Origin of the sequence: Cognatiyoonia sp. IB215182, assembly GCF_033963905.1 — a bacterium.
Taxonomy (GTDB): Bacteria; Pseudomonadota; Alphaproteobacteria; order Rhodobacterales; family Rhodobacteraceae; genus Yoonia.
In genome coordinates this window covers 1-19,158 of record NZ_JAXBMB010000028.1, presented here as the reverse complement: position 1 = coordinate 19,158, position 19,158 = coordinate 1, and the positions used below count along the sequence as shown (strand labels likewise).

The following is a 19,158-nucleotide window of genomic DNA, read 5'->3' as shown; positions in this document are numbered from 1 at the left end:
GTGGTGTTCCGTTCGATCAACGGCGGTTAATAATGGGGTGCTTCGTTCCGATAAATCATAAGCACGTCTGGCAGTGCGACATGGCGCTTTGACCGCACTGTCGTCATCTGTGCGGAGTTCGTGCTGCCGCGCCGCCGCAAGACGGCTTTGAGCCCAAAGCGCAAAATGCTGCACCTTACACCAATGGCCAAAAACCACAGAAAGCCGTCATTGATCATCGTTAGGACTGCCCAATGCGGACTTTGCCTTATCGCCAGCATTGGTGCGAAGCGGTTCGTCAGACCCGCCATTCGTTGCGACAGCAAAACAAGAAGCGAGCTAAATGGCTAGAATCCGGAGCAAGGCGAGCTATTTCTGTGCCTTTACCAAGGTCGATCATGCAAACTTTGAGCCGTCAAATCTCCTCAATCACGAGTTGGAACCGTGCTCGATTTATTGATCTAGACTTCCTCAGCAGTGTTTTTGCCGGGTACTAGGCTCAGGCCAAACTTGATATGAACTTCTCTTCAATGGGATTTTGCGAAGACCCTGCTCTTACGATGGATCCAAGGGGGCGATGAAATTGGGGATGCTCGAAATCAAGGAATACCAATCCTTCTTCGAGGTATGGCGTCGTTGTCGCCACCGGCATTGTTGTGATCAGGTCCGTATCCGCGACGATCTCCAAAACAGACCGGATTGAATCGGTTTCGCATACTATGTGCATTGATGATACGCCGGAGGCATGCATGGCCGCTTCGGTTTGTTGACGCAAAAGGCTTCCCCTTGAATGCGCCAGCCAAACCTGGGCCTCCAGATCGGATGGGGTCAACCGGCCCAGTGCAGTCAACGGGTGTTCAGCACGGCACAGAATTCCAATGTGGTCATCAATGATTGGTTTGAACTCCAACCCAGCTGTTTGTTCCGCCAAGCTCTGCGGACCAAGGACCACATCTACTTGGCGTTTCTCCAACATCGCTTGTAACTCATAGACAAGACCGGTACGCAATTCGACCACGCAGTTTGGGTTTTCCCGGATAAAGCGCGCGATGGCGCTGCTGAGAAAACGCCCTGCAACAATCGGTGTGGCGCCAATCCGCAATTCCCCAACGGCCCCCTGAGCCGATTGTTCCGCCAATATACCCGCCTCCTCTTCGGCCAGACGAATGGTTTGGCCGTTTCGCGCAAGCCTTTGCCCAAGCGCATTTGGCACTGACCTCCGACCATCACGAATGAACAGCTCGCTGCCCAGTCGTGCCTCGAGTGTCTTCATGTTTCGGCTGAGTGCTGGTTGCGTCAGCCCCAGTCGATCAGCGGCTCCTTGAAATGACCCGGATTCAACAATGACTGAAAGCTGCGCGAGATGTTTCGGTTCAAGTTTCATACCAGTATCTTATGTAATACTTCAAACAATTAATTATATGAAATATAATTTGTTTGCTAGCCTTCCGCACAATCTAGGGAGGATTGCATGTTTAACTTCACGAAATTTGCAGCTGTTGCTGCGATTACATCTACCATTTCGCTTGTGCCATCACTTGGAAGCGCACAAATCTTCAAAGGCGAAACGGCCGGTGTTGGCGACCCAGTTCACACCATGTTCGTCACCTTTGCCAATCAAGCGGGCACGGCGGATATCGACATTCAGGTCAATGCTGGACAGACGCTAACCCGTTCGATGCTCAGCGGCGCACGCGGTGAAATCGACTTCTTTTCATCCGTCCCTTCGCTTGTAGGCCTGATGTCAAATGGGGCGCGCATGTATGAATCCGTGGAGGATGCGCCAGAGGTTGCGGGCAACATCCGGGCAATTCTCGGGTTTGAAGCCGGTGCTTACCATCCTGTCACACTTGATGGGTCTGGCATCACCGATTGGGCTGATATTGTCGGCAAAACGGTTTTTACTGGCCCGCCAGCTGGGTCGGCGTCTGCCACATCCGAAGCCATCATCCGCATCATAACAGGATTTGAACCCGGCGAAGACTATGAAGCCGTGCGGTTGAGCTGGGGCGAAGGCTATGCTGCACTTGCGGATGGCAAAATCGACATGATGGTGCGTCCGGCTGAAATCGGATCTGCAAACATCGAACGTTTTGGCTTGTCAGGCGAGTTCCGTGTCCTGTCTATCCCCGAAGACATTGTGGGTAGCGACGACATGCAGGCGCTGTTCGGACGCCCTGGTCGCGGAATGATCGCCTTTGAAGGAGATGTGTACCAGGGACAACAAACCGAAGGCATGATTACCGCGCTCAGCTTTACCCAGTTCATTGGCACGCATGCAGGTGTGTCCGATGAGGTAGTCTACGCTGCGACCAAGGCGTTTTGGGAAAACCTTGATGACGTCCATGCGACCGCGTTTTTCCTTCAAGCCGTGACGCCGGAAACGGCATTCACCTCTGTGAATGTCCCGCTGCACCCTGGCGCTGTTCAGTACTACGAGGAGGCAGGCTTCTCTATTCCTGACGCTCTGCGCCCAGCGGAATAGGCCACGAACCAGCACTACGGCAGGCATGCGTCCGCGCCTGCCAATGCAGCCAAGCCATTGAAAGTCTGAACCCATGACAGATGCGGCCCTTCCGGCGACCCATTCAACGCGCGCATTTGCCTGGCTGTCAGGCGCGGCATGTCTGGCCCTTGGTCTGATCGCACTCTACAGCTCCGGCATCGACTTGATCGATCCGAAAACGCACCGGGCTGCTGGCTTTGCGCTCGCGCTCTTTGTTGGCCTCACCGCATCCCAAAGCCGACGGTTGGCCGCAGGCAAACCCGTGACGAACATTCACGTTAGCTTGGATGCGGCGCTGCTCGTGGCGGGCCTCTGGTCTATTTGGTCGTTCTATTCAGTCCAATCGCAGATGGAAACATCACTCTACGATGTGACCCTACGTGACGCTTGGCCTGCGCTTGCGGGGCTGGTTGTCTTCTTGGAGCTGTGTCGCCGTTTATGGGGGTGGGGACTCTTTGGTGTTGGCGCTTTCGGTGTCCTCTATCTTCTATATGGGCAGGATCTGCCGGGACTGCTGTCCCATACAGGCTTTAACCTGAAAGAGGTCGCAACCGCGTTATGGTATAATACGAACAAGGGCGTTTTCGGATCGATTACCAACATCGTCTTAAGCACGGTTTTCATTTTCATTATTTTTGGTGTCTTGCTTGAAGGGACCGGTGCTGGAGACACGCTGCTCAAGTTTGCGTTCCTTGCGACGCGACGCACCCGTGGCGGCCCCGCCCATGCGGCGATCCTTGCCTCATCGATGTTTGGCACAATGTCAGGATCAACCGTCGCGAATATTGTGGGTACGGGCACATTCACCATCCCAATGATCAAAAAGCGCGGCTTCTCTCCAACTTTTGCGGCAGGAATTGAGGCAACAGCATCTTCGGGTGGGCAGATCATGCCCCCGATCATGGGCGCCGCCGCGCTCGTTATGGCTGACCTTACAGGTGTGGGGTACCTCAGCATTATTGTCGCCGCACTCTTCCCAGCGTTGTTTTACTACTTCAGCTTGTTTTCTGCCGTGACGGTTGAGGCGCGCCGTCAGGGTATTGATGTGCAAGAGATGACCTCTGACGATCAGATCACACGGATAGATTTGATTAATGCGGTGCTCTTTGTGGGGCCAATTGCCGTGGTTATTGGGTCGCTGATGATGGGGCTTTCAACCTCCGCAGCTGGTTTCTATGCGGTCGTCGTACTCTTGGTGCTGTCCGTTATCAATCCCGATGTGCGCCGCGACCCAAAGCGGGTTTGGTTGTCATTCCTGAAAGGGGCAGAGTCCGGGGCAACATTGCTGATAGCGATTGCGGCAATCGGTATTCTTGTGGGATCGCTTGACTCGACGGGACTAGGGCTCAAGCTCGCCAATGTCATTGCTGAGATCCGGGGGGAGAGCCTGTTCTCAGCCCTTCTTGTCGCCATGTGCGGCGCCCTAATCCTTGGCATGGGAATGCCAACCCTGCCAGCATATTTGATCATCATTCTGGTGATGGGGCCTGCCATCCAGGCGCTTGGCGTCTCCATGCTGACGGCGCATATGTTCGTCTTCTACTACGGAGTAGCCTCTTCCTTGACCCCACCAGTCGCCATTGCAGCCTATGCCGCAGCACCGATCGCTGGGGCCAACCCATTGATGACCGCGTTCATGTCATTCCGTCTTGGGATGGCAAAGTTCATCATACCCTTCATCTTTGCGTTTTATCCAACCATCCTGATCGTTGAAGAGTTCAGCCTTTTACCATTCGTTTGGATCGTTGCGCGGACGTGTTTCTGTATCTGGCTTTTCTCATCGGCGCTCTCTGGGTACGACCGGCGTAAACTTTCTATTCCGGAAATCGTGCTGAGATTTGGGATCGCATTTACCTGCCTTGCAACCAGCCCCCTGATCCATCTGCCAGCCCTTGCTATCGGGATCGCGCTGATCGCATTTGATGTTCGGGCCAGCCGTTCAAGCGCTCAAGAGACAAGGGGGCAAGCATGACAAAACGCCCAAACTTTCTGTTTATCATCACCGACCAACATCGCGCGGATCATCTTGGATGCTATGGCAACCGGGTCGTGCAGACACCCAATATTGATCGGATTGCGGCCCAAGGATCGCGTTGGAACCGGTTCTATGTGGCCAATCCCATTTGTATGCCAAACCGTGCATCGATCATGACCGGGCGCATGTGTTCGGTTCACGGGGCCCGGCACAATGGCATTCCACTGTCCAAGGATCACACAACCTTTGTCGAGTTGCTGCGGGACGCCGGTTACACGACCGGGCTGATCGGTAAGTCCCACTTGCAAAGCTTCACCGGGCTACCGGCAACCAACAAGTTTGAAGCCAAAGAGGGATTCCATGCTCCCTCAGCCCACTTACGTGATGCCTACAAAAACAACAGACACACCCCAGAGTATGACCTCGAGAATACGACGCAATGGGATGCGCCGTTGTCAGATCGCTTGCAGGGGGACTTTTATGGATTTCAACATGTCGAAATCGCAGCAGATCACGCGGATCAGGCCTCGGGAGACTATCTGTTATGGGCGCGTGAACAGCGCAAAGACTTTGACAATCTCGTTGGACCTGAAAATGCTCTTCCGGATAACCGTATCAAGGCACCGCAAGCCTGGCGGACTGCTGTCCCGGAAGAGCTCTATTCCACAAACTGGATAGCGGACCGATCCGCAGATTGGATTAACCAGCGCGCAAAAGAGGAAGCGCCCTTTTTTCTGCAAATGTCGTTTCCTGACCCGCACCATCCCTTCACGCCGCCGGGCAAATATTGGGACATGTACGACCCCTTTGATATCGCGCTTCCGGACTCATTCGGAAAGGGCAACCTGCCGCCAATCAAGGCCATGCAAGAGGCAATGGAAACAGGGAGTGACCCGCGGGATAACCAAAACCCCTTTGCCGTAACCGAGGACGAAGCGCGCGCCATTATCGCGCTGACCTACGGCATGATCACAATGATCGACGATGCCATCGGAAGTGTCCTAAAGCAGCTTGAGGCGTCGGGCCTGGCTGACGATACGGTTGTGATCTTCACCACCGATCACGGTGATTACATGGGTGATCATGGCCTGATGCTGAAGCTGCTTCTGCACTATCAAGGCCTGATCCGCGTGCCCTTCCTTTGGTACGATCCCGTGCGGCCGGGATCTGGTTCGACAATGGACGATTTGGCCTCCTCCATCGATATCTCGGCGACCATCCTAGCGCGTGCAGGTATTCAGCCATTCAACGGACTGCAAGGACGTGACCTATTAGGTTCAAGTCCAGCCGAAGCGATCATCGTAGAAGAAGACAGCCAGCGTACGATGACCGGCTTCAATAAACCGCAACGGGTGCGCACCGTTGTAACAGAACGCTATCGCATGTCGTTGCGACAAGGGGAGGACTGGGGCGAATTGTATGACCTTCAGACTGACCCCAATGAAATTGAGAACCTCTTTGAGGATGCCGGCGCAGCCGACGTCAAAGCGGAGCTTACCGAAACCATGTTGCGACGGATGATCGAACTGCAGGACCGCGCCCCGCTCCCTGCTTATCGCGCCTGACCGCCTACCGGAGACTCTCCATGCCAACACAATCTGTTCGCCCGATCACACAGCAACTTGCCTCCAATGGTGTGACCCCGGGCTTTATCCCTGGCTTTGGCAATGATCATGAGACAGAGGCGCTACCCGGTGCGTTGCCGCAAGGTATGAACAGCCCGCAGAAGTGCGAATACGGCCTTTATGCCGAGCAACTTTCCGGCACCGCCTTCACCAAACACCCACCTGAGCGCACGTGGTGTTACCGAATCCGTCCTTCCGTCAGACATTCGGCGCGCTATACGAAGATAGATATGCCCTACTGGAAAAGCGCGCCTTGCGTCGATCCGGATGTTACCAGCCTTGGGCAATACCCCTGGAGCCCAATTGATGTGCCCGATGAAGGCCTGACCTGGGTCACAGGTATGCGCACGATGACAACTGCGGGCGATGTAAACACCCAAGTTGGCATGGCGACCCATGTTTACCTCGTGACCGAGAGCATGGTCGATGACTACTTTTACTCCGCTGACAGCGAACTGCTCGTGGTGCCGCAGCAAGGCCGCATCCGCTTCTATACAGAACTGGGCATCTTTGATCTTGAACCCAACGAAATCGCTATCATCCCGCGCGGTCTTGTATACCGGGTGGAGCTCTTGGATGGCCCGGCGCGGGGTTTTGTTTGCGAGAACTATGGCGAGAAATTTGAATTACCGGCACGCGGCCCCATCGGGGCCAACTGTTTGGCGAACCCCAGGGATTTCAAAGCACCTGTCGCGGCCTTTGAGGATCGCGAAGTGCCATCAACCGTGACCATTAAATGGTGTGGTCAGTTTCATATCACCCACATAGATCAAAGTCCTTTGGATGTGGTCGCCTGGCATGGCAATTACGCGCCTTACAAATACGATCTGCGGGCTTATTGCCCGGTCGGCGCTGTGTTGTTCGACCATCCCGACCCCTCGATCTTTACCGTTCTGACGGCGCCGTCTGGCAGTCCGGGCACTGCAAACATCGACTTTGTACTGTTCCGCGAACGCTGGATGGTGGCCGAGGATACGTTCCGCCCACCCTGGTATCATAAGAACATCATGTCCGAGCTTATGGGCAACATTTACGGCATTCATGATGCCAAACCCGAGGGTTTTATCCCCGGCGGGATCAGCCTGCACAACATGATGCTGCCACATGGGCCGGATCGGGATGCTTTCGAAGGCGCATCAAACGCGGACCTGAAGGCCGAGAAGCTCGACAATACCATGTCCTTCATGTTCGAAACCCGATTCCCACAACATTTGACACAATTCGCCGCCACGGAAGCGCCACTCCAAGACAACTACATCGACTGTTGGTCCGACCTTGAGAAACACTTCGACGGAGCGCCAGGACGCAAATGAAGCTCTACAGCTACTGGCGTTCATCAACATCATACCGGCTGCGCATTGCACTAAGATTGAAGGACATCTCCTTCGAAACGGTGCCGGTAGATCTGCTTGCAGGGGGCCAAAACGAGGATAATTATCTGTCGTTGAACCCCTCCGGCGGGGTGCCGTCTCTTGTGCTCGACGATGGTGCCGTGCTGACCCAATCGATGGCGATGCTCGAATATCTAGAGGCCGTCTACCCGACACCATCAATGATACCGAGTGATCCTTTAGACGCAACAATGGTCCGGGCGGCGGCCAATATCATTGCCTGCGATATCCACCCGGTAAACAACCTCAAGATCATTTCAGCGCTAAAAGGACTGGGCCATTCCCAGGGCCAGACCGTGACATGGATTAACGATTGGATGCTGCAAGGTCTGCAGTCCTATCAAGCGGCATTGCCTCAAGGAACTATGTTCAGCTTTGGCAATACGCCGACGGTCGCCGACATCTGCTTGGTTCCACAACTTTATAACGCACACCGTTGGGGCACAGACCTGTCGTCACTCACACGACTGACCGAGATCGAAGCGAGGTGCCTGGCTTTGCCCGCCTTTGCATCGGCGCACCCCGACCTTCAACCAGATGCCAAATAAGGAACCGACATGCGTGATCTGAAAGAGAGCTGGGTCACCAGCGCCAATTCATCCGAAACAGAGTTTCCACTCAATAACCTGCCATACGGCGTATTCTCAAACGGCGAAGTGGACCAGCGTTGCGGCGTCGCCATAGGAGATCAGATCCTCGATGTTGCGGTGCTCGAGCGTGACGGAGTGTTGTCCTTTGGCGGCACCCTCCAGACAGCAGGTTGGAATGCGTTTATGGCATTGGGACAGGACGCATGGTCAACCTTGCGTGGCGATTTAGAACGGCTCCTCGCTGCAGGGTCCCAGCACGAAGCTGCCCTGACATCTCATTTGGTGCCGATTGCCGATGCGATCCTTCATATGCCTTTTACTGTGGCCGAGTTCACGGACTTTTACGCAGGCAAACATCACGCAACCAATATCGGCACGATGTTTCGCGGCGCCGAGAATGCTTTGCCGCCGAACTGGCTTCATATCCCAATCGGCTACAATGGGCGCGCCTCTTCCGTTGTAGTATCCGGTACGGATATCGTCAGGCCGCATGGGCAGTTGAAAGGTCCTGACGACGAAGTGCCGCGTTTTGGGCCATCCGCCCGCTTCGACATCGAGCTTGAGTTGGGGGCCATTGTCGGTCAGCCGTCAAATGGGCCAATTTCGGTGGCTCAGGCCTTTAACAATGTCTTCGGCTACGTCCTCTTGAATGACTGGTCAGCGCGTGACATTCAGGCTTGGGAATACCAGCCTCTTGGTCCGTTTCAGGCAAAGGCCACCGCCACGACGATCAGCCCGTGGATTGTGACAGCCGCCGCGCTCGATCCTTTCCGCACGTCGACCCCGGAGCGGGAGAAACCGCTCCTGGACTACCTCCAGGAACCGGGGCCGATGCTTTACGATATAGCGCTTACGGTTAGCCTGACGCCCAAGGGCGGGGCCGAAAGCGTCATTGCCCAAACAAATTACGCCGAAATGTACTACTCCGCGCCACAACAACTTGCACATCATACGACGTCGGGCTGTCCGATGCGCGTGGCTGATCTGCTTGGGTCCGGCACCATTTCCGGCCCCGAAAGAGAAAATCGAGGCTCACTGCTTGAGCTGAGTTGGGGCGGAAAGGAACCAATCGCGCTTGAGGACGGAGCAACTCGCAGTTTCATCGAAGATGGTGATCTGCTGACACTGAGGGGTGCGGCGCATGGCGACGGGTATCGTATTGGTTTTGGTGACTGCTCAGGGCGAGTCCTGCCTGCGCGCAAGTAGATCTATTTTAAAGGGAACGCGCACTCTCAAAACTGCTCCACTCCCAATCGGTAGTGGGGGCCAGGTTTTCCTGGACCAATATCCGTTTAGTGATCTCGCCAAGATATCATGCATGCGCAGCGTATGACCGGACAACGCCGTTGCTGTTTTGCTGTGCTGTCGCAAAGCGCGCAATGCAGTCATTCGCGTCGGCAAAGGAAACGGTAGGTTTGTCCGCATCTTTCGTATTCATTTGCTGTGCAGCGAAGGGTCATTATGTGGTCAAACGGGGCTAAAAGCTCTTAGCGCCCTATTCTGCACTGAGCCGGAGTCGACCCCATCTCGCCCGGGTCAGTCGTGATTTCGCTGCCGGTGTTTCGAGATGCGCATAGCGACCGCCAGAATATCTGGCACAGTCGAGCGCGTATTCCAGTTCATAGCGATGCGCCGCGCCAACCTGCTTGCCGCCAAGTGAGTTTGTTATCTTCCCCCACAGTCCAACATATTAGGCGATCACCCTCTGCAATGAAGCGAATATATGCTCGCGCGAAGCATGTCAGTTTACCGTTTGGCACACCTTCCAAGTCCACGAAGCCGATGTTTTGTTGTGCGATATCTGCGTGGCTCAAGGGTAATTCCGTGGAGGTATATGACTCAAAATCAAACCTGCTTCGGGGCCTTGCAACAGTTTGAATTTGTGCGAACCCTCGACGCTTTATGATTTCTTGCGCTTCTAAGGCATCTGTACCAACAGGAATTCTCCGATCTAAGAATGCAATGTCACCATCGGGTATGCTCGCGCATCCAGAAATCACCAGTAGCGTGACAGTAACCGCGACCCATCGTTTAGCTGGTTTCATCAACTTGCCATCTCCCTATCGGCTGGATTTTCCCTGCCGCACACGAAAACTTCTACACGGCTAATCGATAGTTAGGGTCTATTTAACCATAGCAACTCACTACGATGAATAGCGTCGCCGATGGGCGGTCCTACCGCTGGATCGCCCGAGATCTCGGTATCTCAAAGAACACTGTGCTCGAAATTATGAAACAACATCGACAGTCGTCGTAGCCCCGACGAGCCTCCGGACCACAACATCGGACATTCGCGCAGCAGGCAGCGAAACTTGGCAGTGAGCCCAGAGCGGATGATTGATTGTTTGCGATTTTGGACTAATGCTAAAACGGCAGGATAGACAAAGTGGGGTTCAAGTATAGTGCGAGATGTTTTGCCAATTGCCTATTTTGAACATCTGCAGACTGCGAACTGGCATGCGCCAGAAGTGACAGTGAGCGCCCATGAAATATGTGACCGCATAGCTCCCGTTAGACAACGCCTTGAAAATCAAATGCCTGATACCGAGACGCTTATGTCCGCCGAATTTATTCTCGGCTTTTGCTCTGACCTCGCGTCGACCTTAGATAATTGTAACCAAGCTGGTTTTCGAAATAGTGAGGCTTGGCAAAGCTTTATGTCCGAGCTGACAATCGAATTCAGTTTAAGAGAAACGCCGTTTTCAGAGAATGGAACTTATATTCTATCGCAACTATTTTCGAGCCATTTGACCACGCTTAGGTTACTAACTTCTTGGTTGCTTGTTGATGCTCTGGGTAGAACGCTAAACGAGCAAAAGCTCTCTATCTCACAGCAAGGTCTGGGCCTTTTACTCACCCACCTTTCTAATGGCGGCTCTCCAATTTACGATGTTGAAGACATGCGCGGTAAGTTCCCAGACTGCTACCAATGATCGAATATAGAGGGGCAACTGTGTCCGCAAGGCGGAAGGCTGCTCTGAGCCCTTGTGATGGATGCTGCGCTAAGCATGACCTGCAGCATTCTTGGATTGCGCTGCAATCGCGGCACGGCGCTCCACATGGTACTAGAGCTGCCCGTGGGACCCTCTCGAAAAAGCGAAAAGAACACTACTGCGATGGCCGACCCGTTTCAGCCAGACGTCCCTCATGGGCGCACTTGAATGAACTATTGGGGGCGATAGACCCACGACTTCCCGACAGGTCTTGATGTTGTGACCGTCCCCGGACGGCGTCTGGCATGGCAGGGCGGGAAAAAGTGACCTATGAGTAGGGTGGTAACACCATCAAATCCATTAATTGGAGTAGGAGATGCGGCTGTTCCTGACGAAGGTTTGGGGCTGGGACACGCCAGTGGGACCGCTTCAATTCAGCACGAGCGGCTGGCGGGACAATGCCCTACGCCAGCTAGAGGACGGCGACCGGGTGGTGCTGGTGGGCACAGAGGGCGACCAAACCCCAGACGACATGAAGGGCCGCCTGCTCGGTGTGATGGAGCCGTCCCGCGAACTGGTCATGTCGCTGGACTTTGATGTGCGGGCCTCGCCCGGCGACTTCGTAGACAGCAAATACAAGTGGCCATTAGGCCTGTTGAACCTGTGCGCGTGGTCGTTGCCACAACGACCCAAGCTGAAGAAACAGATTAGTGACCGCAAGTTCAACATGCCCGCGGTGCGGGGCGTTGTGCCGCTCAACGACAACGAGGCTGCCCGCGTGCTTGCGTTGGACTGGCGCGAGGAAGCCCTAATGCAGCCGACCGCGCAGGCGGGGGCTCGCATGGCCAAGCGGCACGGTGCCGCTAAACGGACCGCCCCGCCGCCCACGACGAAGCGCAGGGGCGTCATGCACATGCGGCGGGCACCGGCCTACACCTACGCCATGCGGATCGTTGGTGCACGCACCAGCGCCTTCAAGATAGGATGGGCGTTTGACTTCAAGCAACGGGCGCGGCAGTTCAATCATGCGGCGATGCCCAGTCTCGGCGGCTTAGAATACAAGCCGTTCCTCTATCACCTGTGGGACACTGCGCGGCAAGCATACGCAATGGAGCAGGCGCTACTGGCCAAGCTGTCCGACCGGGTACACGGCCACAACGGTGAGATCGTTACCGACCTGTCCGATGAAGCGCTTGAAGCGGCGTGGCGCGCGGCTGTCACTGTACCCTAATTGGTCAGCTGGTGGCGTCAATTCAGCTTCGCGGCTGATTCAATCGCCAGATCAACAGGCATCCGAGAAATGTCGGCCAACCTGCCCGCCATTAGGCACCCTTTCGTCCTAGCATCTGTCATGCCTGAAAGCTTTGCCATCGGAAGCATTCTTTCAAGGTCATCACGATATTCGCTACGCTTGCGGAAGTTTAAAATGCCCGGATAAAAGGCGATGGCCGCCGCGTCGATCACTTCTGACACTGCTTCATCTTCAAAGCGTGATGCAAGACAGTTTTCTGCCCGCGCCATGCTGGTTGTCCAGTCCTCAAACGCGCCTTCGAAGACCATACGGTATTCAGCGCGGAAATCCGTTTCAACCCTTTCGCCATCTTGAAGCCCCATGGCGGCATAAGAGCAGGAGCGGAATTCGCTCAAGGCTTCAGCGGTGCCCTCCAACGAAATCAATCCCTCCGACCTTCATGGCTTCCAACGCGCGTGCCACATTGTGCTTTTCGTCTATGCTGAATATCCCGCTGGTCTTATCGTCGACGTCTTGGCGATGAACCTCGAAGAGGGAAGCATCGTTGAAATCAAACGAACGCTCACCGATACGCACGCCGCGAAAGGCGTCTTCGAATGCATCTTTATCATGCAGTCCACGGCTGTCGAAGAACCGGCGGTAGATGGAAGCTCGATCCGAGATAATGAACCTGAGGGACCAGACGTCTTTGTAGTCGGATAGCTGCAATGTGACGCTCTTGTTTGCATCCGTCTGCAATGTTGCAGAACAAGGATACCCACTTTGATCTTCAAAGAATTCGCCACCGGTCACGGTTTCACCCGCTGCCATCCCGGCACCAAATATCAAGACTGCTGAAATGCCAAGATTTCGAATCATTCGTTACTTCGCTTCCTTCGTCCTAGTTTCCGACATGCGTGTGCAGTGCAACATCGGTCCTAGTGGGTTCTTTTTTCCTCTTTCGTCGTCACGCCCACGAACGACTGCTGTTGCTAACGAACAATCCTGCCCCCTACCTGAACAGGTCCCAGGTTACTGTATTGAGAGGCGTTGAGGCGCTATTTTTTGATAGGCCCTAACTATGGCTTAAGACCCGATATTTGAGGCACTACATATAGTGGACCTAACAGGAAAAGGAGCGGTGAATTGGCTTACTGCAAATGGTCAGACGACAACGGCTATTGTGATGTTTATGTTGCCGGGGATCTAAAGCGCGGATGGACCACTCGAGTCGCCGTTAAGCGGCATCCTGCTGGACGCCCAATGGATAGTTTCAGCGTGATCCAAGAACTCAAGAACGATCCTGGAAAGGCTCTTAGGAAGGCCCAAGAGGCGCATGCCGCCTGCATGTCTTGGGAGAAAGATAACCCAAAAATCCCGATCAGTCACAAAGATGCTGGCGCTGAATTCAAACACGTCAACCCACTAGAATGGTCATGATGGCTTTGGGAAACGCTTGAAATCAGCGAGCGACACCGGCGCCCAGTCATGCCGACAATCCATCGACAACGGGTGACGTAAACGGCCAATCGGTCAAATCGTGTCCCTTTCGTTTTCTTGAAGATGCAAGATCCGGCCCCTGGACCGGATGCCGGCACGCGGGTGCCTTCAAGCACAACTTTCCCCGACCCGACAAGCGGGTCTCCTCGCGGAACAAAGTTGCGCCTGACATCCGGCCGCGAGCGGGTCCGTGGAAGATTTGCATCGAAAACGAAAGGAACTCGATATGTCCAAACCATTCTACAACGTCACCACTCCAGTCGAAGGCAGCGACGGCGTCACACGCTTCCCGCGGGTCGGGGTCGCTTTCCCCACAAGCGAAGAGTCCAAAGCCATCATGACCATCGAACTGCACGCGACACCCGTCAACGGCAAGTTGGTCATCTTCCCACCCAAAGAACGCGACGGGGACGAAGAATAACCGCCGCTTCAAAGGGGAAGGCCAGAAGCCTTCCCCATTTGCCCGAGGCTAACGCCATCAAGCCGCACAGCCGCAAAATGTACCCGTTCCGGCCACCGCGCGCCCAGACGGCGCCCGAAGACCGCCTCGCGGTCTATTGGCGCTGAAAAAGCACTAATATATTGAAAAATACCATCTGTTGGTATAACTGCACACCAAGGAGACGAACCAATGCCAAAAAACACATCAATGTCACTCGGCGATCACTTCGCCACATTCATCGATGACCAGGTACAAACCGGCCGCTATGGGTCGGCCAGCGATGTCGTAAGAGCAGGACTACGCTTACTCGAAGAACATGAGGCCAAAGTGAAAGCCCTGCAAGACGCTCTGATCGAGGGCGAGCAGTCAGGCGAACCACGCGAGTTCGACCGGGACGCCTTCAAGGCTTCACTGCAAAATCAACAACCAAGCTGACATGCCGAAATACAGGCTTGCGCCACGCGCCGAAAAAGACCTTGTCGACATCTGGAACTATACCGCCAGTCAATGGTCTGAAAACCAGGCTGGTAGTTACTATGACGATATCATGGATGCGATAGAACGATTGGCCGATGGCAGCAGCAAAGGTCGACCGGTCACCGTACGGACGGGTTATGAAAAATATGCTGTCGGACAGCATTTCGTGTTCTTTCAGAAGGCCGACATTGGGATCACAGTCATCAGGATTCTACATCAAAGAATGGATGTAGAACGGCACCTTTAAGAAGAAGGATTGCGGCATTTTGGAGCGATCAGTCGCCGGGCACTCCATTGAGAGGTTGCGATGCCAAACAGGCGCTGCAGAGCCTTACGGCCAGCCTTTCTCGGCTTCGCGTGTCGAAAGTCTGAAGCGCGCCATGCGCGCTCACACAGTCGTGTGGATGTTGCGACGGGTGGCCCGTCAGTCGATTGCGGCACGAGCAGTCTGACAGGCCGCCTGGCCGAAGACTGCATTCCGTCAGCCATCATCTTCGCAAGCTACGATGAGGCGTTCCTCCATTCCGTCATCGGCGCTGCGCAGCCCATCAGCCTTTGCCTGCGCCGGTATCGCCTGTCTCACGTATTCCTCCTCCTACTGAAAGCGGAAGCATAGCCTCCGGCATGGCACCCAAAGCGGCCCGCCTCAAGGATCCTCCGTATTTTCGGCGAAGGCAGGTGGTGTGACCAGGATCGCACCGAACCGGGCAATCTGGTCTCTCACCGAAAAGAAGGCCGAGCTGAAGGGCGAAAGCCTCACAGCCTGAAGAACAGCACGCGGCTCGATCAGGGCCGCGCAAACCCCCTCGGATTTGGAGAAGAAACCATGAAAGCAGAAACCGTCAGCACACCCGCACATAAGCCATTCAACAACCTTTACGAAGGGGACACTCTGGATCGGTTTTACTGGTTCGAGCTAGTCGCCTGTTGCAACGACGAAAGTGAAGATTGCGTGGTGCAATGCGAAGCCGGGTCAACCGAATTCTGGGGTATCTACGGACGCTCATACGAAGGAAGAGAGGAAGCGCCGCAATATCTTGCCACAGCTATCCATGATGCGGTCACGCCTTTGGAGGCGGTCAGGATTGCGCGGCAGATCGCCGTGGAAACCGGTAAGGGCTTTGTCGCGGGTGATACCGAGGTTGGCTATTATCCCAAACGTATAGGAATAGGAATCTGGCCGGTTAACGAGTTCACCGAGATCGCAGAGGGTCTGACCATGGCGATCCATGAGCAGCTTGATGACACTCTCGACGATGCAGACCGGCGCGACGACGATTTCGACAATCACCCACTCGCCGAATTGCGCGAAGCGTTAGTAGAGTATTCAAGCTACTCCGGTAGCGACGAGCGCGATCCATATCAACCGCTTGAAACACTTAGCACCTATGGAATGAACCGCTGAAGACGTTGAAAAGCTGAAACGCTCATGGGTGAACCGCCCATGTTGGGACATCGAGGACACCGAAGGGTTCGAGGATCAATATGATGAGTTGAAAGCCTTCTCTGACCAGATGTATCAAATCTGGGTGGAAAAGCGCCGAACCGCCGAGTTGGAGAGACAGGCCGAAGAACTGGGGTGCCCCGGCAACGTGGCGCATGTCAAGAATTTGGCCAATAAACTGGTCAAGCTCCCGTTCTGAGGGGCAAGAGGGCAGGACGGTCCAGTGGGATCGCCCTGCCTTCTCAACTGAACCGGTGGTGTGTGTTGAGAGTATGGGAGGGGGCCGCGCCTTGGCCCCTTCCTTATTTTCATAGTCGCTGCGCTTCCTTGAAAATATAGTCAGGCCCCCCCTGCGCCGGGCACGGCCCCCTTTCGCGGTCGGGATCTTGGTCCACCGAAGATGGCGTGATCGCAAAAGGGCGCGAGTAGGGAAGCGGTGCGTCCGTTTTGGCGCATCTCTTACCGAACAAGCATCGTCGTTGTGGATTGCGGGGCGATCAGCTGAAGCTGACCGGGCTCTAGTTCGGCAAAGCCTCACCCGAGCCACCAGAGGTGTCTCGGCCCACAAGGGGTAACGATCCCTTCGCCGGGCACTTTCGTCGTCCGTGGCAACGCGGCGGACGCAAGCGAGTTGTGGGTACGAGGACACCCATGGCGATCCCGCAGGGGCCGAACCAGCGATGGTCGCTGGACTTTGTCTCAGACAGCCTGTCATGCGGCCGCCGGTTCCGCATCCTGAACGTGATCGACGACTTCAGTCGGGAATGTTTGGCTGCTGTTGTCGACACCTCATTGTCAGGCGAACGTGTGGCCCGCGAATTGGATCGGATTGCGGAGATGCGGGGCTAAGCTACGGAGGCCCACTGATGGGTGCAAAATCCCACCTGACTGAGCGCGACGTTTTCATCAAATTGCGCGCACAATGCTAATAACACTGCGCGCGCCGGGATCACCTCAACGATTTTCCCTTCAGTTGCAAAAGATGGGCCCGACTTCGGATCCGATCCATAAAAGCATCTGCTAGCAGAGGGTCGGCGATATAGTCATACCACTCTTCTGGTGCACGCTGCGCAATCATAATGGTCGAACTCCGAGCCGAACGGTCTTCTATGATCTCAAATAGATCAGTCAATTCCTGCTTGCTCATGGGACTCAAAGCAAAATCATCAATGATAAGAAGATCCAATCGAGCCAGTTTGGTCCTCAGCTTTGTAATGGTGCCGTCAAGCCGTGCGTACATCATCTCTTCAACGAGCCGTCCAGCACGCACGTAGCGCACTGATCGTTCGTGCTGGACAGCAGAGACACCTAACGCACATGCCAACCAAGTTTTTCCAGTGCCCGATGCGCCAGAGATCAACAGGTTCTGGCTGCGATCAATCCATTCGGATTTCAGCAGTGACAAGATCTCAGCTTTGTCTAGGTTTCTGCCGGTTCGGTAGTTTATGTCGTCTGGAGCAGCCTGATATTTGAAGTTAGCCGCCTTCATTAGCCGATCAATCTTATTGCGATACCTGCGCTCAGTCTCGGCCTGTAACATACGCAGGATCCGGTCCTGTATTGGCATATCTGAGTATTGAGGATGTTGAAGCTGGTGCTCTAGCTCCTCTCGAAACCCGGCGAGACGCAGCTCATGCAATAGTTCAAGTATCTGAGAATTAGACATCGCGACCATCCTTGCATCCGTTTAAAAGTGTCGCGAAATACGATGCCCCGCGAATATTCGATGTCGCGTTTGGCGCGTCTGGCTGTTCGGTCGGCCCCTCATCCAACCGATCCAGGCCAGAAGCTAGAATTCTCTCCACTGTTGCCGCGGTTCGTTTGCCAACCGTGATTGCCCTGGCGCATGCTAAGTCAATGCGATCAGCTGAGTATTGGTCAGTTAATGCCCGCAACTTCATCGCATTTTTGGCCGTTTCATCGGGCTTTTTGGTGATGCGGAAGTGTTCGTCAATGAGCCTTTCAGCGTTGGTGCCGATGTCTCTGACGTACGCTTTCATTCCAGACAACCGCATCATTGATGCCTGCTGGTGTTCTGGCGGCATGTGATCAGGGTTGGTGACCACCTTTCCGGGCTCACGCGATCGAATATGAGTCGCGACAACCTTCCCCGCATGTGCAAGATGAATGGAGGTCGCGGTTAGTTTCACACCAACCAACTCGTTTGCCAATCGGTGGGGAAGAGAATAACGACAACCTTCGACACGGACATGATAGTCTTTTCCAACCCGAAGCTTTAGGATCCACTTCCCGGGTTCGTATGGCGTCTTGGGCAAAGAGCGATATCCAGGGGCATCCGTGCGGATGAATAGCTGGTTCCTGCTTTCACCCGTCTGGCTACAAAACGGACGGTCATTCAAGAGTGTCAAACGCTCGGAGATTGCGGCGTTCATTTCAGAAAGAGAGAAAAAGCGACGATTTCGCAGAGGTGCCAGTACGTCATTCTGCAATATGCCAACGCCATTTTCTACCAGCGCTTTATCCTTTGGCCTGCGGACTCGTGCAGCTTTTAGGCCAACCTCGTAATGGTCAGCTAGCTCCTGAAATTCCGGTGTGAGTATTGCCTCGTCCCTGCCTCTTCTTGGCTTTGCCACCGCAGCCGCAAAATTATCAATGGTCAGCAGTACCGGAACTCCGCCGAAGAATTCAAACATCGCTATCATGGCGGTCAGAACGGGAAGTTTGGCCTGGCTTTCTATTGCAAGAGCGAAGGTTTTCCTGCTCTTCACGCTGACGGCGCCAAGTATTTCATAGTCAAGTTCCATACCTTTAATGTCGAGCAAGACCGGTTGTTTGGACCTTTTGCGACCAACGAAATCGATCTGGATCATCTCACCCGCTTCATACTCGAAGGTGATGGTGAGTTGTTTCTTGTCGGCATGCTCTTCTATCGCCCGGTAGAAGGTCGTGAGCGATATCGTCCGCGCTTCCTTAGGGGCTGCTTCAAGGTATTCGCGATACAGAACTTTTCCAGGAACGCCTCGGTCATTTAGTTCGAACAATGTCCAGCCCCATTTCTATGGGCCACCTTTGAGCCAGGTTTCTGGAACTGGCGGGCGCATGTT

At 54.6% G+C, this 19,158-nt stretch carries 20 protein-coding genes and 1 pseudogene; 16 read left to right on the top strand and 5 right to left on the bottom strand.

All coding sequences use genetic code 11. The annotated features are described in order from the left end of the window. Positions 1-478 precede the first annotated feature (478 nt). Entirely contained in the window at positions 479-1,363 is an 885-nt protein-coding gene (locus SLH47_RS25275; RefSeq protein WP_320243795.1) for a LysR family transcriptional regulator, read from the bottom strand. A gap of 87 nt (positions 1,364-1,450) precedes the next feature. Between SLH47_RS25275 and SLH47_RS25270 the strand changes: the two genes are divergently transcribed. From SLH47_RS25270 to SLH47_RS25235, 8 genes are all read left to right on the top strand, one after another. Beyond that, positions 1,451-2,464, top strand: coding sequence for a TAXI family TRAP transporter solute-binding subunit (locus SLH47_RS25270; protein ID WP_320243793.1), 1,014 nt, complete (start codon positions 1,451-1,453; stop codon positions 2,462-2,464). Between the two features lie 73 nt (positions 2,465-2,537). After that, positions 2,538-4,457: a TRAP transporter fused permease subunit gene (locus tag SLH47_RS25265; RefSeq protein WP_320243791.1), complete on the top strand. Its 1,920-nt coding sequence runs from the start codon at positions 2,538-2,540 to the stop codon at positions 4,455-4,457. Next, entirely contained in the window at positions 4,454-6,025 is a 1,572-nt protein-coding gene (locus tag SLH47_RS25260; protein ID WP_320243788.1) for a sulfatase, read from the top strand. Before SLH47_RS25265 ends, SLH47_RS25260 begins: the two co-directional genes overlap by 4 nt. Positions 6,026-6,045: 20 nt before the next feature. Next, complete coding sequence (hmgA, locus tag SLH47_RS25255) at positions 6,046-7,398, top strand: homogentisate 1,2-dioxygenase (RefSeq protein ID WP_320243786.1); 1,353 nt, start codon at positions 6,046-6,048, stop codon at positions 7,396-7,398. Continuing rightward, positions 7,395-8,024, top strand: a complete 630-nt coding sequence (gene maiA, locus SLH47_RS25250) for a maleylacetoacetate isomerase (protein WP_320243783.1) — start codon at positions 7,395-7,397, stop codon at positions 8,022-8,024. Before hmgA ends, maiA begins: the two co-directional genes overlap by 4 nt. Positions 8,025-8,033: 9 nt before the next feature. Continuing rightward, positions 8,034-9,272, top strand: coding sequence for a fumarylacetoacetase (gene fahA, locus SLH47_RS25245; RefSeq protein WP_320243781.1), 1,239 nt, complete (start codon positions 8,034-8,036; stop codon positions 9,270-9,272). A gap of 1,196 nt (positions 9,273-10,468) precedes the next feature. After that, entirely contained in the window at positions 10,469-10,999 is a 531-nt protein-coding gene (locus tag SLH47_RS25240; RefSeq protein ID WP_320243778.1) for a hypothetical protein, read from the top strand. Between the two features lie 376 nt (positions 11,000-11,375). Then, positions 11,376-12,230, top strand: a complete 855-nt coding sequence (locus tag SLH47_RS25235) for a GIY-YIG nuclease family protein (protein WP_320243777.1) — start codon at positions 11,376-11,378, stop codon at positions 12,228-12,230. 17 nt (positions 12,231-12,247) lie between these two features. Here SLH47_RS25235 and SLH47_RS25230 read toward each other — a convergent pair whose 3' ends face one another. Together SLH47_RS25230 and SLH47_RS25225 are read right to left on the bottom strand one after the other, a co-directional pair. Next, positions 12,248-12,667: a hypothetical protein gene (locus SLH47_RS25230; protein WP_320243774.1), complete on the bottom strand. Its 420-nt coding sequence runs from the start codon at positions 12,665-12,667 to the stop codon at positions 12,248-12,250. Then, positions 12,651-13,109, bottom strand: a complete 459-nt coding sequence (locus tag SLH47_RS25225; protein WP_320243773.1) for a hypothetical protein — start codon at positions 13,107-13,109, stop codon at positions 12,651-12,653. Before SLH47_RS25225 ends, SLH47_RS25230 begins: the two co-directional genes overlap by 17 nt. A gap of 267 nt (positions 13,110-13,376) precedes the next feature. On the opposite strand from SLH47_RS25225, the gene SLH47_RS25220 reads away from it, so the two are divergent. From SLH47_RS25220 to SLH47_RS25185, 8 genes and pseudogenes are all read left to right on the top strand, one after another. Continuing rightward, positions 13,377-13,670, top strand: coding sequence for a hypothetical protein (locus SLH47_RS25220; RefSeq protein WP_320243772.1), 294 nt, complete (start codon positions 13,377-13,379; stop codon positions 13,668-13,670). Between the two features lie 286 nt (positions 13,671-13,956). Beyond that, the gene (locus SLH47_RS25215; protein WP_320243771.1) at positions 13,957-14,151 is read left to right on the top strand and encodes a hypothetical protein; all 195 of its coding nucleotides are present in this window, start codon (positions 13,957-13,959) and stop codon (positions 14,149-14,151) included. Positions 14,152-14,361: 210 nt separating this feature from the next. Further along, on the top strand, positions 14,362-14,607 hold the full coding sequence (locus SLH47_RS25210; RefSeq protein ID WP_320243769.1) for a type II toxin-antitoxin system ParD family antitoxin: 246 nt from the start codon (positions 14,362-14,364) through the stop codon (positions 14,605-14,607). A 1-nt stretch (position 14,608) separates the two neighbouring features. Then, positions 14,609-14,896, top strand: coding sequence for a type II toxin-antitoxin system RelE/ParE family toxin (locus SLH47_RS25205; protein WP_320243768.1), 288 nt, complete (start codon positions 14,609-14,611; stop codon positions 14,894-14,896). 153 nt (positions 14,897-15,049) lie between these two features. Next, positions 15,050-15,265, top strand: coding sequence for a hypothetical protein (locus SLH47_RS25200; RefSeq protein WP_320243766.1), 216 nt, complete (start codon positions 15,050-15,052; stop codon positions 15,263-15,265). Positions 15,266-15,475: 210 nt separating this feature from the next. After that, positions 15,476-16,054: a hypothetical protein gene (locus SLH47_RS25195; RefSeq protein ID WP_320243764.1), complete on the top strand. Its 579-nt coding sequence runs from the start codon at positions 15,476-15,478 to the stop codon at positions 16,052-16,054. Between the two features lie 28 nt (positions 16,055-16,082). After that, on the top strand, positions 16,083-16,292 hold the full coding sequence (locus tag SLH47_RS25190) for a hypothetical protein (protein ID WP_320243763.1): 210 nt from the start codon (positions 16,083-16,085) through the stop codon (positions 16,290-16,292). A gap of 410 nt (positions 16,293-16,702) precedes the next feature. Then, a pseudogene (locus tag SLH47_RS25185) lies at positions 16,703-16,939 on the top strand (DDE-type integrase/transposase/recombinase); the annotation flags it as partial. A 103-nt stretch (positions 16,940-17,042) separates the two neighbouring features. Here SLH47_RS25185 and istB read toward each other — a convergent pair. Both istB and SLH47_RS25175 read right to left on the bottom strand, forming a co-directional pair. Then, positions 17,043-17,759 (bottom strand): IS21-like element helper ATPase IstB, encoded by a 717-nt coding sequence (istB, locus tag SLH47_RS25180; RefSeq protein WP_320243761.1) that lies wholly within the window; start codon positions 17,757-17,759, stop codon positions 17,043-17,045. After that, positions 17,752-19,095 carry a Mu transposase domain-containing protein gene (locus SLH47_RS25175; protein WP_320243759.1) on the bottom strand — a complete coding sequence of 448 codons (1,344 nt, stop codon included), beginning with the start codon at positions 19,093-19,095 and terminating at the stop codon, positions 17,752-17,754. The genes istB and SLH47_RS25175 overlap by 8 nt, the downstream gene beginning before the upstream one ends. Positions 19,096-19,158 lie beyond the last annotated feature (63 nt).